The following is a 15,918-nucleotide window of genomic DNA, read 5'->3' as shown; positions in this document are numbered from 1 at the left end:
CAGTTCGTCCGATTCAATTGAACTGTTTCGAATCGTCAAGTTCAGATCAATCGCTCACTGCGACAGATCGACGTTCGCGCTGATTCGCTTTCGCCGCCCATCAGCGCGCGCAGTGTTCGTGAACTTGGATCTCCTTGATTGCCATATAACCAATGGATAACGTGCGCCCAAGCAACAAACACTGTCTAATGGGCAATGTTCAGCCAGTGATAATCGCGCGCGCGGATTGATACGCCAGACGTCCTGGTCCACATGTTGCAGTCCCGTTTCCACCGAACCACCAACAACGGAGGAATCCAAACCATCAAAACGCCGCAGTAAACGAGCGCGGGCCGCAAGTGCTAGGAACACTCACGACCCGCTAACCACAGCCAACTTTCAAGGAGTTGCCCATGGCTAAGGCGAATGATAAAGCACGTCCCCCGATCACGGAACGCTTCGTGACGATCCAGGAATCCTGGGGTGTACCGAAACGCATGCACATCAGGCCGGATACGTTTTATCCGTATATGAAGATCGGCGGAATGTGGCTCGTCAACGATGCGCGTTTTATCCCGGGCCGAAAGGTGCAGATCACGATTGAGCCGGGAAGGCTGGTCATCAAGCAGCTGTAACAGGCAACGCCGCAGGATGCGGCCGCGCTGCGCGAAGGCGCGCAGCGCGCCGGGCAGTTGCTACCGCCCGCCGCCACGCATCACCAGGCGATATTGCAAGACGACCGCGACGTTCCTGCGCCACCTGTCGCTGTGCAATGCGTGCCTGCGCCATTGTCGTAAAACGTGCGCGTCTCCGGTTGCGGCACCGAAGGATCGAACGGATTCGGCGCACCATGCGGACCGCGCGCGGCATCGTACGGCCGCGTCGGCGCATACGAGCCGCCACTACCAGCCGGCTTTGAACCATTAGCCCGCAGATATTCATTCCAGTTCTGCGCGCGCTGTTCGGTTCCGGGCAATGCGCGCCCGAGGCTATCGCTGCCGCCTGCGCCGAGCGCGACACGGTTTGCCGGCAAGTCCCAATCAGATTCATGCGCACGCGAAGGCTGCGGCTCAAGCACATCGCCCGAAACACGCAGCGGTCGCGTATCGGGCGTATCGAACGGGCCGCGCTTGGCGGGCGCGACGTACTGCACGCGACGATTCGCACGTGCCGCGTGCCCATCGTCGCGTGCAACAGCACGGCGCTCCGCGCGAAACACATTGGCACCAGCCGACCGATCGGTCAGCGTATCGCGCCCCGACGCATCGGCGGCGGAAACAGAAAGCGCACACGCAATCGCGGCGGTGGAAGAAAGGCAGAAGGAATGATTCATCGCAGATCCAAATCAGGTGATGTGCATGGAAAAAAACGGCAGATCACTGGCTGGCGGCTGGGCAACGGAAGGCCGTCGAAACGGCCCTGAAGCGACGACGAAGCGCGGCGGACGCGATTCGCGGGGAGGCTGGCTGGATTGCAGAGGCGAACCCATATTATTTCACATAAATAACTGTGAGCTTTCGGAACCAAGGAAATCGTCGGCAAACGGTATGTTTGAGCGCCCCCATCCGACGCACCTCAATGGTGCCCGCCAAATCAATCATCAGTTGATTGAACAGCGACGATGCGGCCCTTTGCCGACCCGAAGCACGCCGAACACAACCGCTTGTCAGCAGACGTCATACCCACCAAGGCACAGCGCCCGACCGCCCCCTCCAATAGCAACCAGATTGCACTCCCGCCAGCCGTTGTCGACACCGAAAGGTTGCGCCGTCATTGCTACCGACCCCCACTTCATCCCTACGTGTTTTCCCTCGGTCGACCGGCATTTTTGACAGACGATTTAAAAACGCCCATATAATTTCGACTGCCTTGCCAACGGCTGTCGGACCATCCCTCCGATCAAGCGGTTTGGCAAGCGGGGCAGGCGAAACGCTTGCGCAATGCAAGACGCATCACGATGATGTCTTTCCGAACCAGACGTCCCCTTCGGGGACTGCAAGAGCCGGGCCCCGCTACGCAACATTCCGCTGGAGTTCCGTCTTCTATGTGTCTCGGGCGTGTCCCATGTCCTCGCCCCGGGTGCTGTTCGATTGCGCAAGTCATGCCGCCTTTGCCCGTATGACTAAACAACATCGAGGAGCTCCCAGATGACGCTGTCCCGTCTTACGTCCATTTCCGTCGCCGCCGTGCTGTTCGCCGCCGGCGCCGCCACCGCGCAAGCGGAAACCGTGAAGATCGCCATCGCTGGTCCGATGAGCGGCTCGGTCGCCCAATATGGCGACATGGTGAAGGCCGGCGCGCTGACCGCGATCGAACAGATCAACGCAGCAGGCGGTGCGGGCGGCAACAAGTTCGAAGTCGTGATGATGGACGACGCATGCGAACCGAAGCAGGCCGTCGCCGTCGCGAACAAGATCGTCAGCCAGAAGATCAAGTACGTGATCGGTCACGTGTGCTCGGGCTCGACGATCCCCGCATCCGACATCTACGAGAACGAAGGCATCGTGATGGTCACGCCGTCGGCCACCGCGCCGCAGCTGACCGAAGGCAAGAAGCGTCACTTCATCTTCCGCACGATCGGCCGTGACGACCAGCAAGGCCCGGCCGCCGCGAAGTACATCATCAACAACGTGAAGCCGAAGAAGGTCGCGGTGCTGCACGACAAGCAGTCGTACGGTCAGGGCATCGCGTCGTCGGTGAAGAAGGACCTCGAAGCGGCGAAGATCCCGGTCGTGCTGTTCGAAGGCATCAACGCCGGCGATTCGGATTACTCGGCGATCATCACGAAGCTGAAGTCGCAAGGCGTCGATTTCGTCTACTTCGGTGGCTACCACCCGGAAATGGGCCTGCTGATGCGCCAGGCGCGCGAGCAGGGCGTGAAGGCAACGTTCATGGGGCCTGAAGGCGTGGGCAACAAGGACGTGACGGCAATCGCCGGCCCGGCTTCGGAAGGCATGCTGGTCACGCTGCCGGCCGACTTCACGGCTGATCCGGCCAACGCAGCACTGGTGAAGGCGTTCGCGGACAAGAAGCGCGATGCGAACGGCCCGTTCCAGATGCCGTCGTACGCCGCGGTGAAGATCATCGCCGACGCGATCGCTGGCGCAAAGACGACCGACCCGACGAAGGTCGCCGCGTACATGCACAAGACGACGTTCGACACGCCGATCGGCAAGGTGTCGTATGACGCGCAGGGCGACCTGAAGGCGTTCAAGTTCGTCGTCTACACGTGGCACAAGGACGCGACGAAGACCGCCGCCAACTAAAAACGGAGTACCCGCCCCGCGCACCCGCTCTGCCCGTGACCCGGGCAGGGCGCGTGCGCATTTGGCCGTTCCGCGGCTGACGGGCGGTCCGAGACGAACACCGTGCGTTGCGCGCGGTCGCGCCGTGATCCGGTTGCGGCCTGCGGCGCAGTGCCAACGGGAGCTTCCCGCACATGACTGACTTCTTTCCTCAATTCGCCCAGCAGCTGGTCAACGGCCTGACGCTGGGTGCGATCTATGCGCTGATCGCCATCGGCTATTCGATGGTCTACGGCATCATCGGCATGATCAACTTCGCCCACGGCGAGATCTACATGATCGGCGCGTACGTGGGCCTCGTGACCCTGACCGCGATCGGCGTCTCAGCCGGTTATCCGCTGCCGCTCGTGCTCGGCGCCGCACTGATCGTGTCGGTGATCGTCACGGGCCTGTACGGCTTCGCGGTCGAGCGCGTCGCGTATCGGCCGCTGCGCGGCGGCCCGCGCCTCGTGCCGCTGATCTCCGCGATCGGCATGTCGATCTTCCTGCAGAACTACGTGCAGATCGGCCAGGGCGCGCGCGACGTGTCCGTGCCGGTGCTGATCTCCGGCGCGTTCGACATCCATCTCGGCGGCGACTTCGACGTGACCATCCCGTATTCGCGCTTGATGATCGTCTGCGTGACGGTGGTGCTGATGATCGCGCTCACGCTGTTCATCGGGCATTCGCGGATGGGCCGTGCGTGCCGCGCATGCGCCGAGGACATGAAGATGGCGAACCTGCTCGGCATCGACACGAACCGCGTGATCTCGTTCACGTTCGTGCTCGGCGCGATGCTGGCCGCCGTCGGCGGCGTGCTGATCGGGCTGACGATCGGCAAGCTGAATCCGTACATCGGCTTCGTCGCGGGCATCAAGGCGTTTACCGCCGCGGTGCTCGGCGGGATCGGCAGCATCCCGGGCGCGATGCTCGGCGGCGTGCTGCTCGGCCTCGCGGAAACCTTTGCCGCAGGCTACATGCCGGCCGAGTACAAGGACGTCGTCGCGTTCGGCCTGCTCGTGCTGATCCTGCTCTTCCGCCCGACCGGCCTGCTCGGCAAGTCGGACATCGAAAAGGTTTGAGGGAGACGCAGATGAGTACTGTCATTTCCGTTCGCCGCCCGGCCGCCGACGCATCGTTCGGCCAGGCGCTGAAAAATGCCGTGGCCGCCGCGTTCCTGACGGCGATCCTCACGATCCCCGTGCTCGGCCTGCAGCTGCAGCTCGACGGTTATCAGGTCGTGCTGACGCCGCACTGGCGGCCGGTGTGGATCGCGGTCGCGGCCGTGTTCCTGTTCCAGCTGTTCAAGCCGTGGCTCATGCGCGCGAAATCGGCGGTGAAGCTGCCGGCGGTGCCCGCGATGGGCGCGCAGCAACAACGCGTGGTCGTGTGGGTGCTGCTCGCGGTCGGGCTCGTGTGGCCGTTCTTCGGTTCGCGCGGCGCGGTGGACGTCGCGACGCTCGCGCTGATCTACGTGATCCTCGGCCTCGGGCTGAACATCGTGGTCGGTTTCGCGGGGCTGCTGGATCTCGGTTATGTCGGGTTCTACGCGGTCGGTGGCTATACGTACGCGATGCTCAACCAGTATTTCGGGCTGTCGTTCTGGGAATGCCTGCCGCTGGCCGCGATCGCTGCGGCGACGTTCGGCTTCCTGCTCGGCTTCCCGGTGCTGCGGCTGCGCGGCGACTATCTCGCGATCGTCACGCTCGGCTTCGGCGAAATCATCCGGCTGATGGCGAACAACCTGACGAGCCTCACGGGCGGCCCGGACGGCATCTCGGGCATCGCGAAGCCGACGGTGTTCGGCTTCGAGATGGCGCGCTCGGCGAGCGTCGAAGGCGCGAAGACCTTCCATGAACTGATCGGGCTGGAATACAGCGGCGAGCACATGGTGATCTTCCTGTACCTGATCGCGCTGGTGCTGGTCGGCTTCACGCTGTTCGTGACGAGCCGCCTGATCCGCATGCCGATGGGCCGTGCGTGGGAAGCGCTGCGCGACGACGAGATCGCGTGCCGTTCGCTGGGTCTGAACCCGACGCGCATCAAGCTGTCGGCGTTCACGCTCGGCGCGTCGTTCGCCGGTATCGGCGGCGCGTTCTTCGCGGCGCGTCAGGGCCTCGTGAATCCTGAATCGTTCACCTTCATCGAGTCGGCGCTGATCCTCGCGATCGTCGTGCTCGGCGGGATGGGCTCGCAGCTCGGCGTGATTCTCGCGGCGATCCTGCTGACCGTGCTGCCGGAAGTCGCGCGCGGTTTCGCCGAGTACCGGATGCTGATTTTCGGTCTCGTGATGGTGTTGATGATGATGTGGCGTCCGCAGGGCCTGCTGCCCGCGAGCCGTCCCCACGTGGAGCTGCCGCAATGAGCGCGAATGCAGAACTGTTGAAGGTCGCCGGGCTGCAGATGCGCTTCGGCGGGTTGCTCGCGGTGGACGGCATCGATTTCGACGTGCGCCGCGACGAGGTGTTCGCGATCATCGGGCCGAACGGCGCGGGCAAGACCACGGTGTTCAACTGCGTCGGCGGCTTCTACAAGCCGACCTCCGGCGCGGTCGAACTCGACGGCCACCAGATCGCCGGGCTGCCGAGCCACAAGATCGCGCTGAAGGGCCTGGTGCGCACGTTCCAGAACATCCGCCTGTTCAAGTCGCTGACGGTCGTCGAGAACCTGCTCGTCGCACAGCATCGCAAGGTGAAGGCGGGGCTGCTGCCCGGCCTGTTCTCGACGCCCGCGTATCGCCGCGCCGAGAAGGACGCGCTCGAACGCGCGGCCGTGTGGCTCGAACGGATGGGGCTGAAGTCGGTCGCCAACCGGCCGGCCGGCACGCTGTCGTACGGGCATCAGCGGCGTCTGGAGATCGCGCGCTGCATGATCACCGAGCCGCGTTTGCTGATGCTCGACGAGCCGGCGGCCGGTCTCAACCCGCAGGAGAAGATCGAGCTGCAGCACCTGATCGACAAGCTGCGCCGCGAGTTCGGCGTGTCGGTGCTGCTGATCGAACACGACATGAGCCTCGTGATGGGCGTGTCGGACCGCATCCTCGTGATGGAGCACGGCCGGCCGATCGTGATCGGCACGCCGGAAGCGGTCCGCAACGACCCGCGCGTGATCAAGGCGTATCTGGGGGAAGAGTGATGCTGAAGCTGGAACAGGTCCATACGCACTACGGCGCGGTCGAAGCGCTCGCGGGCGTGTCGATCGAGGTGAACAAGGGCGAGATCGTCACGCTGATCGGCAGCAACGGCGCCGGCAAGACGACGCTGATGATGACCGTATGCGGCACGCCGCGCGCATCGTCGGGCCGCGTGCTGTTCGAGGGCAAGGACATCACCGCGATGTCGACGCACCAGATCATGCGGCAGGGGATGGCGATTTCGCCGGAAGGGCGGCGCGTGTTTCCGAGCCTGACGGTGCTCGAGAACCTGAAGATGGGCGGGTTCTTCGCGAGCCGTCATGAGATCGACGAAGGTACCGAGCACGTGTTCAAGCTGTTTCCGCGTTTGAAGGAACGTGCGACGCAGCGGGCCGGCACGATGTCGGGCGGCGAGCAGCAGATGCTCGCGATCGGCCGCGCGCTGATGAGCAAGCCGCGTTTGTTGCTGCTCGATGAACCGACGCTCGGCCTCGCGCCGCTCGTGATCGCGCAGATCTTCGACATCATCCGGACGATCCGCGAGGAAGGCGTGACGGTGTTCCTGGTCGAGCAGAACGCGAACAAGGCGCTGGGTGTGGCCGATCGCGGGTATGTGCTCGAAACGGGGCGCGTGGTGCTGGCCGATACGGGCGCGAATCTGCTCGCGAACGATCGGATCAAGCAGGCTTATCTCGGCGGTTGATGGTTGACGCCGCCGGCCTGCAACGGGCCGGCGGCGGTGCTGATCTGATTGGCGTGGTCTTCGTCTTATGACGCTTTGGAACACAGGTTTGCAGAGATTGTGTAGCCGATTCAGCTTCGATCGTAGCCGAATCGGCTACATTCAACTTGCCGATCCGGACCGACAAGCGCATTCGGCGCAACAACATATCGTAGTCAATTCGGCTACAATCGTAGCCAATCATGCTACGATCCATCGCCCCGACCCTATTTAGCGACTACCGGCGTCGTGTGCTGGGCCTGCTCCTGTTGCGGCCTGATCAGGCGTTGCACGTTCGCGAAATTGCCCGTTTGACGGGCACAACCCCCGGTACGCTGCACAAGGAACTGAGCAAACTGGCCGAAGCTGGCATCTTGAGCCGGGATCGACAGGGCAATCAGGTGGTTTATCGCGCCAATCGAAGCTGTCCGATCTATGAGGAGCTGGCTTCGATCATGCGAAAGACCTCGGGCATGGGTGACGTGCTGGCTGAAGCACTGCTGCCTTGCGCAGAGCAAATCGCCGTGGCGTTCGTGTTCGGCTCGGTCGCGCGCGGCCAGGAGACGGCGGACAGCGATGTCGACGTGATGGTGATCGGTTCGGTCGGGTTCGCTGCGGTGGTAGGGATGCTTTACGATGCTCAAGCGACATTGGGGCGGGATATCAATCCTCAGGTCCTGTCACCCGACGAGTTTCGAGCCGGTGTCGACGGGCACGACGCATTCTTGCGGGACGTGCTTGGAAAACCCAAGATCTTCTTGATCGGTAGCGACGATGACCTTGCAGAACTTACTCGGCGTTAGCCTCGATGCGGTCCAGCCGGACCGGGAACAGGCGATGCGGCTGTTCGCCGCCGCGCAGCGAAATCTGGCGGATGCGCAACTTGCGGGATTGAGCAACGAAAACCGCTTCGACGCGGCCTATAAGGCGATCATGCAACTCGCGATGCTGGCGTTGCATGCAAACGGCTTTCGCACGATGACGAGCCGGCCGGGACATCACCAGACAGCGATCCAGACACTCCCGCAGACGATCGGTCTGCCGGTCGCTCGCATGATCGTGCTCGACGCGCTGCGCAAGCAGCGCAATCTGTCCGATTACTCCGGAGACGTGGTTCAAGCGTCCGCGGTCAATGAATGTATTGCCAGTGCGACGGCGCTCATGACCGACGTGAAGATGTGGGTGACGACGAACAAACCCGAGTTGCTGGACGCGCAATAAATAGCCGCTGCCGTGTTGAAGCGCCAACGCAAGACCGACTCACACAGGGCCTTTCGAGGCCCTGTTTTCATTGTCCGATCCTGAACGTGCTTTTCAACACGTCGCGCAGATGCAGCGCGGCGCGATTGCCGTCGTCGGTCAGGATATAGATCAGGTGCGGCGGCAGATCGGGCAGCACGATCCCCGCGACGTGGCTCGTCAGGTTGCCGGACACGCGATCGTGCTCGATCAGGCCGACCGCGAGGCCGTTGGCGATACAGGCTTCGACCGCCGGCGAACTCGCACTCTCGAGCAGCATCCGGTGCGCGATCCGCTCCTTCTTCAGCGCGTTCAGCGCAGTGTCCCGGTACGGGCATCCCTGCAATTGCACCGCGATCGGCAGCGGCGCGTCGGGGTTGAACTTGAACGTCCGCGCGGCCACCCAGACCGGATGGGTCTTGCTGAGCAACTCGCCATGCGGCAGCGCCTTCGGCACCACGGCGATCGTGATGTCCAGCTGGCCGCGCGCGAACAGCAGCTGCAGTTCCTCGCTGGAGCGCGCTTCGACCGTCAGTTCGAGCAGCGGCCGGTCGGCGGCAAAGCGCGGCAGGAACTCGGCCATGAAGTGCGCCGCGTACGAATCGGGGATGCCGAGCCGCAGCTTGCCGGTCAGCATCTGCGGCGACAGCGATTCGACGAGCCGGTCGTGGCTCAACAGGAATTCCGTGGTGTCGCCGAGCAGCTTGTGGCCGTACTGCGTGAGTTCGACCGACTGGTTGTTTCGCGTAAATAAGCGCTGCGCAACCATCTCTTCCAGCTTCTGAATCTGGGCCGTAACCGACGACGGACTGCGGTTCACATAGACGGCCGCGTCCTTGAAGCGGCCAAGCTTCGCGACGGCGTGGAAGGTACGCAGCAGATCGACGTCCAGGGTGCGCGGCATGATTCTGATTTTCCGAATTAGTGATTCACGTAATGTCGATTGACGGAATTATTAAGCGTCCCTATCCTCGGGTCAACAGGCAGACGAATGCAGGCAGGTCGATCAAGCGTGACACGTATCCGGGGAACGATTTCATGTCTATCAATGATTTTGTCGTAGATGCGCTGGTGCGGGACAGGAAGCTGAAGGCGGAGTCGGTATGGACGGTCGAGAATCACGAAAAGTATTCGACGCTGACGCGGCATGACGATGGCGCGCAGCGCAGGGAGGCGGGGCGCGAGGTCTTTTCGCTGATGCGGAACCTGAACGAACTGGGCGTGCGGAGTCCGGCGCTGTGCGCGGACCGCGACGGCAAGGGATCGTTGAGGGAAGCGATCGGCGCGTTGAGCGAACGTCTTGCGACGTTGTCGCGCGGCCGTGATGTGCACTACATCGAACTCGGGCCGGAGCCGGTCAAGACGACCGAACTGATGAAGGCCGTCAGCGGCGGCGGGCCGGACCATTTGCGCTACACGGCCGTCGACATCAACGAGTCGTCGGAAGACGCGATGCGGCACGCGATCATGCCGTTCCTGAAGACGCCCGGCTGCTTCAACTACATCGCCGACGATTATCGGAACGTGCAGTGGGATCACATCGACCTGGGCCAGGACGTGACCTTGATCACGATGCTCGGTTTCCAGGAGGGCAATGAATTGCCCGTGACGATCGGCCGGCTGATTCGCAATCTCGGCGGCAAGTCGACCTACGTCGTGTCGGAGATGCAACTGCTCGTCGATGGCCGCGAAGAGCCGATCTACAACTTCTACCGGAACGAGAACATGGTGCGGTTCTCCGAGATCGTCAGCCGGCAGCAGGGCTTCGAGCCGCTCGGCGAGCATCATGTTTCGATCGTCCGGCTCAACCTGCTGGGCGACCAGTTCCATGTCGCGGTCACGTTGCAGCCGGTGTCGAAGGCCGGCGCCGACGGGCATCTGATCACCAACATCTGCCTGAAATACACGCCGGAGCAATTTCGCCACGTGCGTGCCAGTCACGGCAATTGCCGCGTGATCGACGAGCTGCGCAGCGGGGATGGCAGCGTCGTGTACCAGATCGCCCAGTTCAAGGGCTGAACGCCGCAACGGCGAAAGCGAGGCACGCGATGAACAAGGGGAATGCATTGCCGGTGTTTGCGCGCGGGTTCGACCGGGTGAGGCTTGCGTTGCAGACGTCGCTCGCCGGCGGCGCGAATGTCGACGGCACGCTGGACGCGTCGACGGAACCGATGCGCTGGACGAGCGATTGCCTGCGCGACGGCTACGAGTTGCGATATCGCCGCAACCTCGACGATCTCGGCTACGGCGACGAGCCGATGCGCGGCACGCGCACGAGTGCGCTCAATGCGGTGTGCAGCCTGCGCGGGCTGTTCACCGACGAGGCGATCGCCGCGTTGCGCGAGATCGGCCGGGCGCTGGAAGGCAGCGCGTCGAGCAGCAACTGGATCATCTCGAAGCGGGTACGCGCGGTGACGAACCGCTCGCGGTTCATCGACGACATGATGCACGACCGCGCGTTCCTGTTGAGGCTGTCGCGTCTCGCCGGCGCGCCGCTGATCCCGTATCCGATGGTCAATGCGCGGTCGCAGTTCAACTATTACTATCCGACGGCGCAGCACGACGGCAAGGAACAGTTGGGCATGTGGCACACGGACGGCACCAGCTTCGTGCTGAATATCGTGCTGTCGGATCGATCCGACTACGCCGGCGGCAATTTTCTGTTCTACGAATCGACCGCCGAGACATTCGACCGGCATGACCCGGCGCGCACGCATGTGAAGACGGCGAGCCTGGACAGGGCGGGCGATGCGCTGCTCATCTACGGCAGCAAGCTGTTCCATGGCGTCGAGCCGGTAACGGCGGGGCGTCGCATGTCGCTGGTGCTGTCGTTCCATTGCCCGTACACGCGCGAGGACGATAACGGCTTCTGGCATCTCGCGTCGGACGACGGCATTCCGCGCACCATCGTCAACTGGCTGGCCCTGCGGCGCAGCCTCAGGGACAACGCGGAGATGCAGTACCACCGCCTCGGGCTCGCACCGATCCGGGCCGAGGACCTGAAAGACACCCGCTTGTCCATGGCAACATCCTGAGCGCCTTCGCCCATGCAGCTATTCCTGATCCAGCTTGTTTTCGTGTTGTCGTGGAGTTCGGGCTTCATCGGCGCGAAGCTCGGCGCGGAGACGGCGGGCGCATTCAACCTGCTGTTCTGGCGTTTCCTGCTCGTGACGCTGTGCCTGGCGATCGTCCTCAACCGGCAGCTCGGGCGCCTGACGCTGGAAAAAATCCGCTATCACGCGGTGATCGGCTTCCTGTCGCAGTTCCTGTATCTGAGCTGCGTCTACGTGGCCATTCAGCATGGCCTGCCGCCGGGCATCGCGGCGGTCATCGCCGCATTGCAACCGCTCATCACGGCAGCGATGACGACGCTGGAGGGCAGCGAGCGCAGCGGGGCGCGGCAGTGGGTCGGGCTCGTCGCCGGATTCGTCGGCGTGGGCATCGTGATCGGCGGGCAATACGCGTTGCCGACCGGGTCGGTCAGCATCGTCATGTACATCCTGCCGCTGGTTTCCGCGCTGGGGCTGTCGGTCGCGACGATCTATCAGCGGCGGCGCGCGCTGACGGCCGCGCGCAGCAACGAGGACGGGCTGTTTCTGCCGCTGTTCGTGCAGGGGGGCGTCAGCCTCGTCCTGTTCGCGGTGTGCGGGATCGTCACGGGCGACCTGCATGTGCCGACCCAGCCGAATGTCTGGGTGTCCGTCGTGTGGTTGACGGTGTTCTCGACCTTCATGGCGTACCTGACGTTGTGGGCACTGCTCAAGCGCATGCCCGCGACGCGCGTGGCGACCCTCGTTTATCTCGAACCGCCCGTGACGCTGACCTGGGCCGCGTGGATGTTCGGCGACAGCATCCAGCTGTCGACTTACCTCGGCATCGTTGTCGTCGCGATCGGCGTGTGGCTGGCCAGCAAGCCAGGCGAGCGGGCCACGCGAGCCCGGCGCGCGGAGATGGAGGCGGCCGGGCGCTGAGCCGCTGGTTGCGCGGGCGGTTCCGGTGTAGCTTCGCGATACGACCCGGTTCGCGGAGGAACCCGATGAAAGTCAAACGGATCGTCGCCAATATCGACACACAGTCGGTCGACGACGCAAAGCGCTTCTATCAGCAGATCTTCGGCCTCGACCTGCTGATGGACCACGGCTGGATCGCGACCTACGGCAATGCCGAGCAGATGGACGTGCAGATCAGCTTTGCATCGCAAGGCGGGTCGGGCACGCCGACGCCCGACCTGTCGATCGAGGTCGACGACCTCGACGAAGCGCTCGTGCGCGTTCAGGCGGCGGGCATTCCGGTCGAATACGGCCCGATCGACGAGCCTTGGGGCGTGCGGCGGTTCTACGTGCGAGATCCGTTCGGCAAGCTCGTCAACGTGCTGATGCATCGCTGATCTCGTTCACCACCACCTGTTCATCACGCGCGTACCGCGCCGGCGGCCGCCCGACATGCCGCGTGAACGCGACGCTGAAGGTGCTCGCGGAACTGTAGCCGACGCGCCCCGCAATCTCGGCGATGCGGCCTTCGTTGCGGCGGAGCAGGTCCTTCGCGAGCGCCATGCGCCACGTGAGCAGGTATTCCATCGGCGCGACGCCGACCGCGCGGCTGAAGCGTTCGAAGAACGTCGAGCGCGACAGCGCCGCTTCCTTCGCCAGCTCGACGATCGTCCACGGATGCGCGGGGCGTTCGTGCATGCGGCGGATCGCGGCCGCGAGGCGGCTGTCGGCGAGCCCGCGCACGAGGCCGGGCGATGCATTCGTGCCGGCCGTGAACCGCAACGCCTCAATCAGCAGCACTTCCAGCAGGCGCGACAGCACGATCTCGCGCGCGGGCCGCTGCGCACGCGATTCGTCGCGCACCAGTTGCACGAGCGTGGTCAATCGTGGTTCGCCGCGCACGTGCACGAATTGGGGGAGTAGCGACACCAGCAGCGCCGCGTCGGGCGAGCCGAAGCTGCAGTGGCCGACCATCATGCGCGTGTCGACCGGGTTGCCCGGATCGCCGACCCGGTGCTCGCCGCTGTCGAGCATGAGCGGCGGGCCCGTTTTGACCCCCGGCGGCAGCGGCGCGAGGCTCGACATCGCGATGCCGTAGGCCGCCGGGATCAGAATGAAATCGCCGGGCAGCAGCTCGATCGGCGCGTGCCCGTCGATCGCGATCCGGCACCCGCCGTCGAGGATCGCGCAATAGAACGGCTCGCCGGCGACCGCGCGGCTGACGGACCAGGGGCTCGCGCATTGAACGGACTTGGAGTGCCGCGCGCCCGGTTGCAGCAGCGTCACGACTTCGGTCAGCGGGTCGGTCATCGCCGGACTCTCGCAAAAGAAAAGCGGATTTTCAATTGTAGCGAATACGGATCCGGCCATCTATCGTACGGACACATGCCCCACACATCCCAGGAGTTCGCATGAAGACCGTACTGATCACCGGCTGTTCCTCCGGCTTCGGCCTCGAAATCGCCCGCTATTTCCTCGCCCGCGACTGGCAGGTCGTCGCGACGATGCGCACGCCGCACGAGGACGTGTTGCCGCCGTCCGAACGCCTGCGCGTGCTGGCGCTCGACGTGACGAACGCGGACAGCATCCGCGCGGCGATCGACGCGGCAGGCCCGATCGACGTGCTTGTCAATAACGCGGGCTTCGGCGCGGCCGCGCCGGCCGAACTCACGCCGCTCGATACGGTGCGCGCGCTGTTCGAGACCAACACGATCGGTACGATCGCGGTCACGCAGGCGGTGTTGCCGCAGTTTCGCCGGCGCGGAGCCGGCGTGGTCGTGAACGTCACGTCGAGCGTCACGCTGAAGGCGCTGCCGCTGGTCAGCGCGTATCGGGCCAGCAAGGCGGCGGTCAATGCGTTCACCGAATCGATGGCGGTCGAACTCGAATCGTTCGGCGTGCGCACGCATCTCGTGTTGCCGGGCCGCGCGCCCGACACGCGTTTCGGCGACAACGCGCGGGCGCACATGCACGGCTTCGAACACGAGGCGTATGCGGAGTTTGTCGGGCAGGCGGTCGCGCGCATGCTCGATCCGTCGGGGCCGGTCACCCATGCGCAGGATGTCGCGGAAGCGGTGTGGCGTGCGGCGACCGATCCGTCGAGCCCGATGCGTATTCCGGCCGGCGCGGATGCGGAGGCGTGGGCGGCCGGAGTGCGCTGATCGGGCGGGAATCCGGACGACACGTTTGCGTTTCCGTCGTGCCGGTCGGTCAAACCGGCGCGACGGATCGCGTCATGCGGGGAAGGGCGTTACCACGCGCCGTTACAGCGCGCGTGCGATTGCCTGTTCCAGCAGCGACAGGCCGAGGTCGATCTCTTCCTCGCTGACGGTCAGCGGCGGCGCGATGCGGAACACGCCGCCCATGCCGGGCAACTGCACGATGTTCATGCTGAGGCCGAGGTTCATGCACTCGCGCGTGATCTTCGCGCCGAGTCCGTCGGCCGGTTCCTTCGTCCGGCGATCCTTGACGATCTCGACGCCGAGCAGCAGCCCGCGTCCGCGCACGTCGCCGATGCAGTCGAACCGCTCCATCAGGTCGAGCAGGCCGCGCCGGAGCCGGTCGCCCATCACGTTGGCCCGCGCGACGAGCCCGTCGCGCTGCACCACGTCCAGCACGCGCAGGCCGACGGCCGCCGGCAGCGGATCCGATACGTGCGTCGTGTAGAACAGGTAGCCGAGTTCGTGCGCGCGTTCCTCGATCGCCGCGGACGTCACGATGGCCGCGAGCGGCAGCCCGGCACCCAGCGTCTTCGACAGCGTCAGGATGTCGGGCGTCACACCGTCGCGCTGGCACGCGAACATCGTGCCGGTGCGTCCGACGCCGGTCTGCGCTTCGTCGAGGATCAGCAGCATGCCGCGCTCTTCGCACTTGCGCTTGAGCGCTGCCATATAGCCTTCCGGCAACTCGATGATCCCGCCCGAACTGAGGATCGGCTCCGCGATGAACGCGGCCAGGTTGCCGCTCGACTGGCGATCGATCAGGTCGAACGCATAGTCGAGTTCGGCAAGAAAGTCGTAGGTGCCGCTGCGCTCGAAGCGCGGCCGGTACGTGAACGGCGCGGGAATCGCGAACGAGCCGACGGCGGCCGGGCCGACGCCCTTGCGGCCGGCGCTGTAGGTGGCCGATGCGGCCGCGCCCGTCATCCCGTGCCACGACTGCGCGAAGCCGACGATCTCGTACTTGCCGGTGACGAGCTTCGCCATCCGGATCGCCGCTTCGTTCGATTCCGCGCCGGTGCTGAGCAGCAGCGCGCGATCGAGCCCGTCCGGCGTGATGTCGGCGAGGCGCGTCGCGAGGTCGACGACCGGCCGCGACAGCATCCCGCTGAACAGGTGGTCGAGTTTGCCCGCGTATTCGCTGATGACGGAGACGATCTCCGGATGGCTGTGGCCGAGTACCGCGCTCATCTGCCCCGACGTGAAATCGAGGATCGCACGGCCGTCCGCGTCGTAGACGAAGCTGCCTTTTGCGCGCTCGATGATCATCGGCTCGAACGTGCCGCCGTAGCGGACCAGGTGCTGCCTGGCGTTGTGCCAGAAGGTTGCGTCGTCGTTCAGGGACATCGGGCGT

General features: G+C 64.4%; 17 protein-coding genes. 13 read left to right on the top strand and 4 right to left on the bottom strand.

The genetic code is table 11. The features are described from left to right. Window positions 1–392: 392 nt before the first annotated feature. Window positions 393–614: a hypothetical protein gene (locus ACTRWB_RS27850; RefSeq protein ID WP_193099943.1), complete on the top strand. Its 222-nt coding sequence runs from the start codon at window positions 393–395 to the stop codon at window positions 612–614. Window positions 615–694: 80 nt separating this feature from the next. On the opposite strand, the gene ACTRWB_RS27845 is transcribed toward ACTRWB_RS27850, so the two are convergent. Then, window positions 695–1,312: a hypothetical protein gene (locus ACTRWB_RS27845; protein WP_446903730.1), complete on the bottom strand. Its 618-nt coding sequence runs from the start codon at window positions 1,310–1,312 to the stop codon at window positions 695–697. Window positions 1,313–2,126: 814 nt separating this feature from the next. Between ACTRWB_RS27845 and ACTRWB_RS27840 the strand changes: the two genes are divergently transcribed. From ACTRWB_RS27840 to ACTRWB_RS27810, 7 genes are all read left to right on the top strand, one after another. Next, window positions 2,127–3,245 carry a branched-chain amino acid ABC transporter substrate-binding protein gene (locus tag ACTRWB_RS27840; RefSeq protein ID WP_446903729.1) on the top strand — a complete coding sequence of 373 codons (1,119 nt, stop codon included), beginning with the start codon at window positions 2,127–2,129 and terminating at the stop codon, window positions 3,243–3,245. Window positions 3,246–3,418: 173 nt separating this feature from the next. Continuing rightward, window positions 3,419–4,345: a high-affinity branched-chain amino acid ABC transporter permease LivH gene (gene livH, locus ACTRWB_RS27835; protein ID WP_048243432.1), complete on the top strand. Its 927-nt coding sequence runs from the start codon at window positions 3,419–3,421 to the stop codon at window positions 4,343–4,345. Window positions 4,346–4,356: 11 nt separating this feature from the next. Further along, on the top strand, window positions 4,357–5,628 hold the full coding sequence (locus ACTRWB_RS27830; RefSeq protein WP_048243434.1) for a high-affinity branched-chain amino acid ABC transporter permease LivM: 1,272 nt from the start codon (window positions 4,357–4,359) through the stop codon (window positions 5,626–5,628). Further along, window positions 5,625–6,398 (top strand): high-affinity branched-chain amino acid ABC transporter ATP-binding protein LivG, encoded by a 774-nt coding sequence (livG, locus tag ACTRWB_RS27825; RefSeq protein WP_048243436.1) that lies wholly within the window; start codon window positions 5,625–5,627, stop codon window positions 6,396–6,398. Before ACTRWB_RS27830 ends, livG begins: the two co-directional genes overlap by 4 nt. After that, complete coding sequence (locus ACTRWB_RS27820; RefSeq protein ID WP_048243438.1) at window positions 6,398–7,099, top strand: ABC transporter ATP-binding protein; 702 nt, start codon at window positions 6,398–6,400, stop codon at window positions 7,097–7,099. The genes livG and ACTRWB_RS27820 overlap by 1 nt, the downstream gene beginning before the upstream one ends. Window positions 7,100–7,320: 221 nt before the next feature. After that, on the top strand, window positions 7,321–7,920 hold the full coding sequence (locus ACTRWB_RS27815) for a nucleotidyltransferase domain-containing protein (protein WP_193099945.1): 600 nt from the start codon (window positions 7,321–7,323) through the stop codon (window positions 7,918–7,920). Beyond that, window positions 7,892–8,338 (top strand): DNA-binding protein, encoded by a 447-nt coding sequence (locus tag ACTRWB_RS27810; protein ID WP_446903728.1) that lies wholly within the window; start codon window positions 7,892–7,894, stop codon window positions 8,336–8,338. Before ACTRWB_RS27815 ends, ACTRWB_RS27810 begins: the two co-directional genes overlap by 29 nt. A gap of 67 nt (window positions 8,339–8,405) precedes the next feature. On the opposite strand, the gene ACTRWB_RS27805 is transcribed toward ACTRWB_RS27810, so the two are convergent. Continuing rightward, the gene (locus ACTRWB_RS27805; protein WP_048243439.1) at window positions 8,406–9,260 is read right to left on the bottom strand and encodes a LysR substrate-binding domain-containing protein; all 855 of its coding nucleotides are present in this window, start codon (window positions 9,258–9,260) and stop codon (window positions 8,406–8,408) included. Between the two features lie 134 nt (window positions 9,261–9,394). Between ACTRWB_RS27805 and ACTRWB_RS27800 the strand changes: the two genes are divergently transcribed. From ACTRWB_RS27800 to ACTRWB_RS27785, 4 genes are all read left to right on the top strand, one after another. After that, window positions 9,395–10,375 carry a hypothetical protein gene (locus ACTRWB_RS27800; RefSeq protein WP_129515569.1) on the top strand — a complete coding sequence of 327 codons (981 nt, stop codon included), beginning with the start codon at window positions 9,395–9,397 and terminating at the stop codon, window positions 10,373–10,375. Between the two features lie 29 nt (window positions 10,376–10,404). Continuing rightward, on the top strand, window positions 10,405–11,391 hold the full coding sequence (locus tag ACTRWB_RS27795; protein WP_446903727.1) for a 2OG-Fe(II) oxygenase: 987 nt from the start codon (window positions 10,405–10,407) through the stop codon (window positions 11,389–11,391). Window positions 11,392–11,403: 12 nt separating this feature from the next. Further along, window positions 11,404–12,327 carry a DMT family transporter gene (locus ACTRWB_RS27790; RefSeq protein ID WP_419688808.1) on the top strand — a complete coding sequence of 308 codons (924 nt, stop codon included), beginning with the start codon at window positions 11,404–11,406 and terminating at the stop codon, window positions 12,325–12,327. Between the two features lie 65 nt (window positions 12,328–12,392). After that, the gene (locus ACTRWB_RS27785; protein WP_446903726.1) at window positions 12,393–12,743 is read left to right on the top strand and encodes a VOC family protein; all 351 of its coding nucleotides are present in this window, start codon (window positions 12,393–12,395) and stop codon (window positions 12,741–12,743) included. Here the strand turns inward: ACTRWB_RS27785 and ACTRWB_RS27780 are convergent. Then, window positions 12,721–13,716, bottom strand: a complete 996-nt coding sequence (locus ACTRWB_RS27780; protein WP_446903725.1) for a cupin domain-containing protein — start codon at window positions 13,714–13,716, stop codon at window positions 12,721–12,723. The two genes, ACTRWB_RS27785 and ACTRWB_RS27780, sit on opposite strands and share 23 nt — an antisense overlap. A gap of 41 nt (window positions 13,717–13,757) precedes the next feature. Here ACTRWB_RS27780 and ACTRWB_RS27775 point away from each other — a divergent pair, with 41 nt between their 5' ends. Beyond that, the gene (locus ACTRWB_RS27775; RefSeq protein ID WP_446903724.1) at window positions 13,758–14,507 is read left to right on the top strand and encodes an SDR family oxidoreductase; all 750 of its coding nucleotides are present in this window, start codon (window positions 13,758–13,760) and stop codon (window positions 14,505–14,507) included. Window positions 14,508–14,609: 102 nt separating this feature from the next. Here the strand turns inward: ACTRWB_RS27775 and ACTRWB_RS27770 are convergent, their stop codons facing one another. Then, window positions 14,610–15,911: an aspartate aminotransferase family protein gene (locus ACTRWB_RS27770; protein ID WP_446903723.1), complete on the bottom strand. Its 1,302-nt coding sequence runs from the start codon at window positions 15,909–15,911 to the stop codon at window positions 14,610–14,612. Between the last annotated feature and the right edge of the window lie 7 nt (window positions 15,912–15,918).

This window comes from Burkholderia sp. YIM B11467, assembly GCF_052952715.1.
Note: the sequence above shows the minus strand (reverse complement) of the source record. Positions and strands in the feature narration are given on the sequence as shown.

Bases quoted from the DNA above. Each gene is read 5' to 3' on its own strand.
- ACTRWB_RS27850 (WP_193099943.1), top strand. From the start codon at position 393: ATGGCTAAGGCGAATGATAAAGCACGTCCCCCGATCACGGAACGCTTC.
- ACTRWB_RS27845 (WP_446903730.1), bottom strand. From the start codon at position 1,312: ATGAATCATTCCTTCTGCCTTTCTTCCACCGCCGCGATTGCGTGTGCG.
- ACTRWB_RS27840 (WP_446903729.1), top strand. From the start codon at position 2,127: ATGACGCTGTCCCGTCTTACGTCCATTTCCGTCGCCGCCGTGCTGTTC.
- livH (WP_048243432.1), top strand. From the start codon at position 3,419: ATGACTGACTTCTTTCCTCAATTCGCCCAGCAGCTGGTCAACGGCCTG.
- ACTRWB_RS27830 (WP_048243434.1), top strand. From the start codon at position 4,357: ATGAGTACTGTCATTTCCGTTCGCCGCCCGGCCGCCGACGCATCGTTC.
- livG (WP_048243436.1), top strand. From the start codon at position 5,625: ATGAGCGCGAATGCAGAACTGTTGAAGGTCGCCGGGCTGCAGATGCGC.
- ACTRWB_RS27820 (WP_048243438.1), top strand. From the start codon at position 6,398: ATGCTGAAGCTGGAACAGGTCCATACGCACTACGGCGCGGTCGAAGCG.
- ACTRWB_RS27815 (WP_193099945.1), top strand. From the start codon at position 7,321: ATGCTACGATCCATCGCCCCGACCCTATTTAGCGACTACCGGCGTCGT.
- ACTRWB_RS27810 (WP_446903728.1), top strand. From the start codon at position 7,892: ATGACCTTGCAGAACTTACTCGGCGTTAGCCTCGATGCGGTCCAGCCG.
- ACTRWB_RS27805 (WP_048243439.1), bottom strand. From the start codon at position 9,260: ATGCCGCGCACCCTGGACGTCGATCTGCTGCGTACCTTCCACGCCGTC.
- ACTRWB_RS27800 (WP_129515569.1), top strand. From the start codon at position 9,395: ATGTCTATCAATGATTTTGTCGTAGATGCGCTGGTGCGGGACAGGAAG.
- ACTRWB_RS27795 (WP_446903727.1), top strand. From the start codon at position 10,405: ATGAACAAGGGGAATGCATTGCCGGTGTTTGCGCGCGGGTTCGACCGG.
- ACTRWB_RS27790 (WP_419688808.1), top strand. From the start codon at position 11,404: ATGCAGCTATTCCTGATCCAGCTTGTTTTCGTGTTGTCGTGGAGTTCG.
- ACTRWB_RS27785 (WP_446903726.1), top strand. From the start codon at position 12,393: ATGAAAGTCAAACGGATCGTCGCCAATATCGACACACAGTCGGTCGAC.
- ACTRWB_RS27780 (WP_446903725.1), bottom strand. From the start codon at position 13,716: ATGGCCGGATCCGTATTCGCTACAATTGAAAATCCGCTTTTCTTTTGC.
- ACTRWB_RS27775 (WP_446903724.1), top strand. From the start codon at position 13,758: ATGAAGACCGTACTGATCACCGGCTGTTCCTCCGGCTTCGGCCTCGAA.
- ACTRWB_RS27770 (WP_446903723.1), bottom strand. From the start codon at position 15,911: ATGTCCCTGAACGACGACGCAACCTTCTGGCACAACGCCAGGCAGCAC.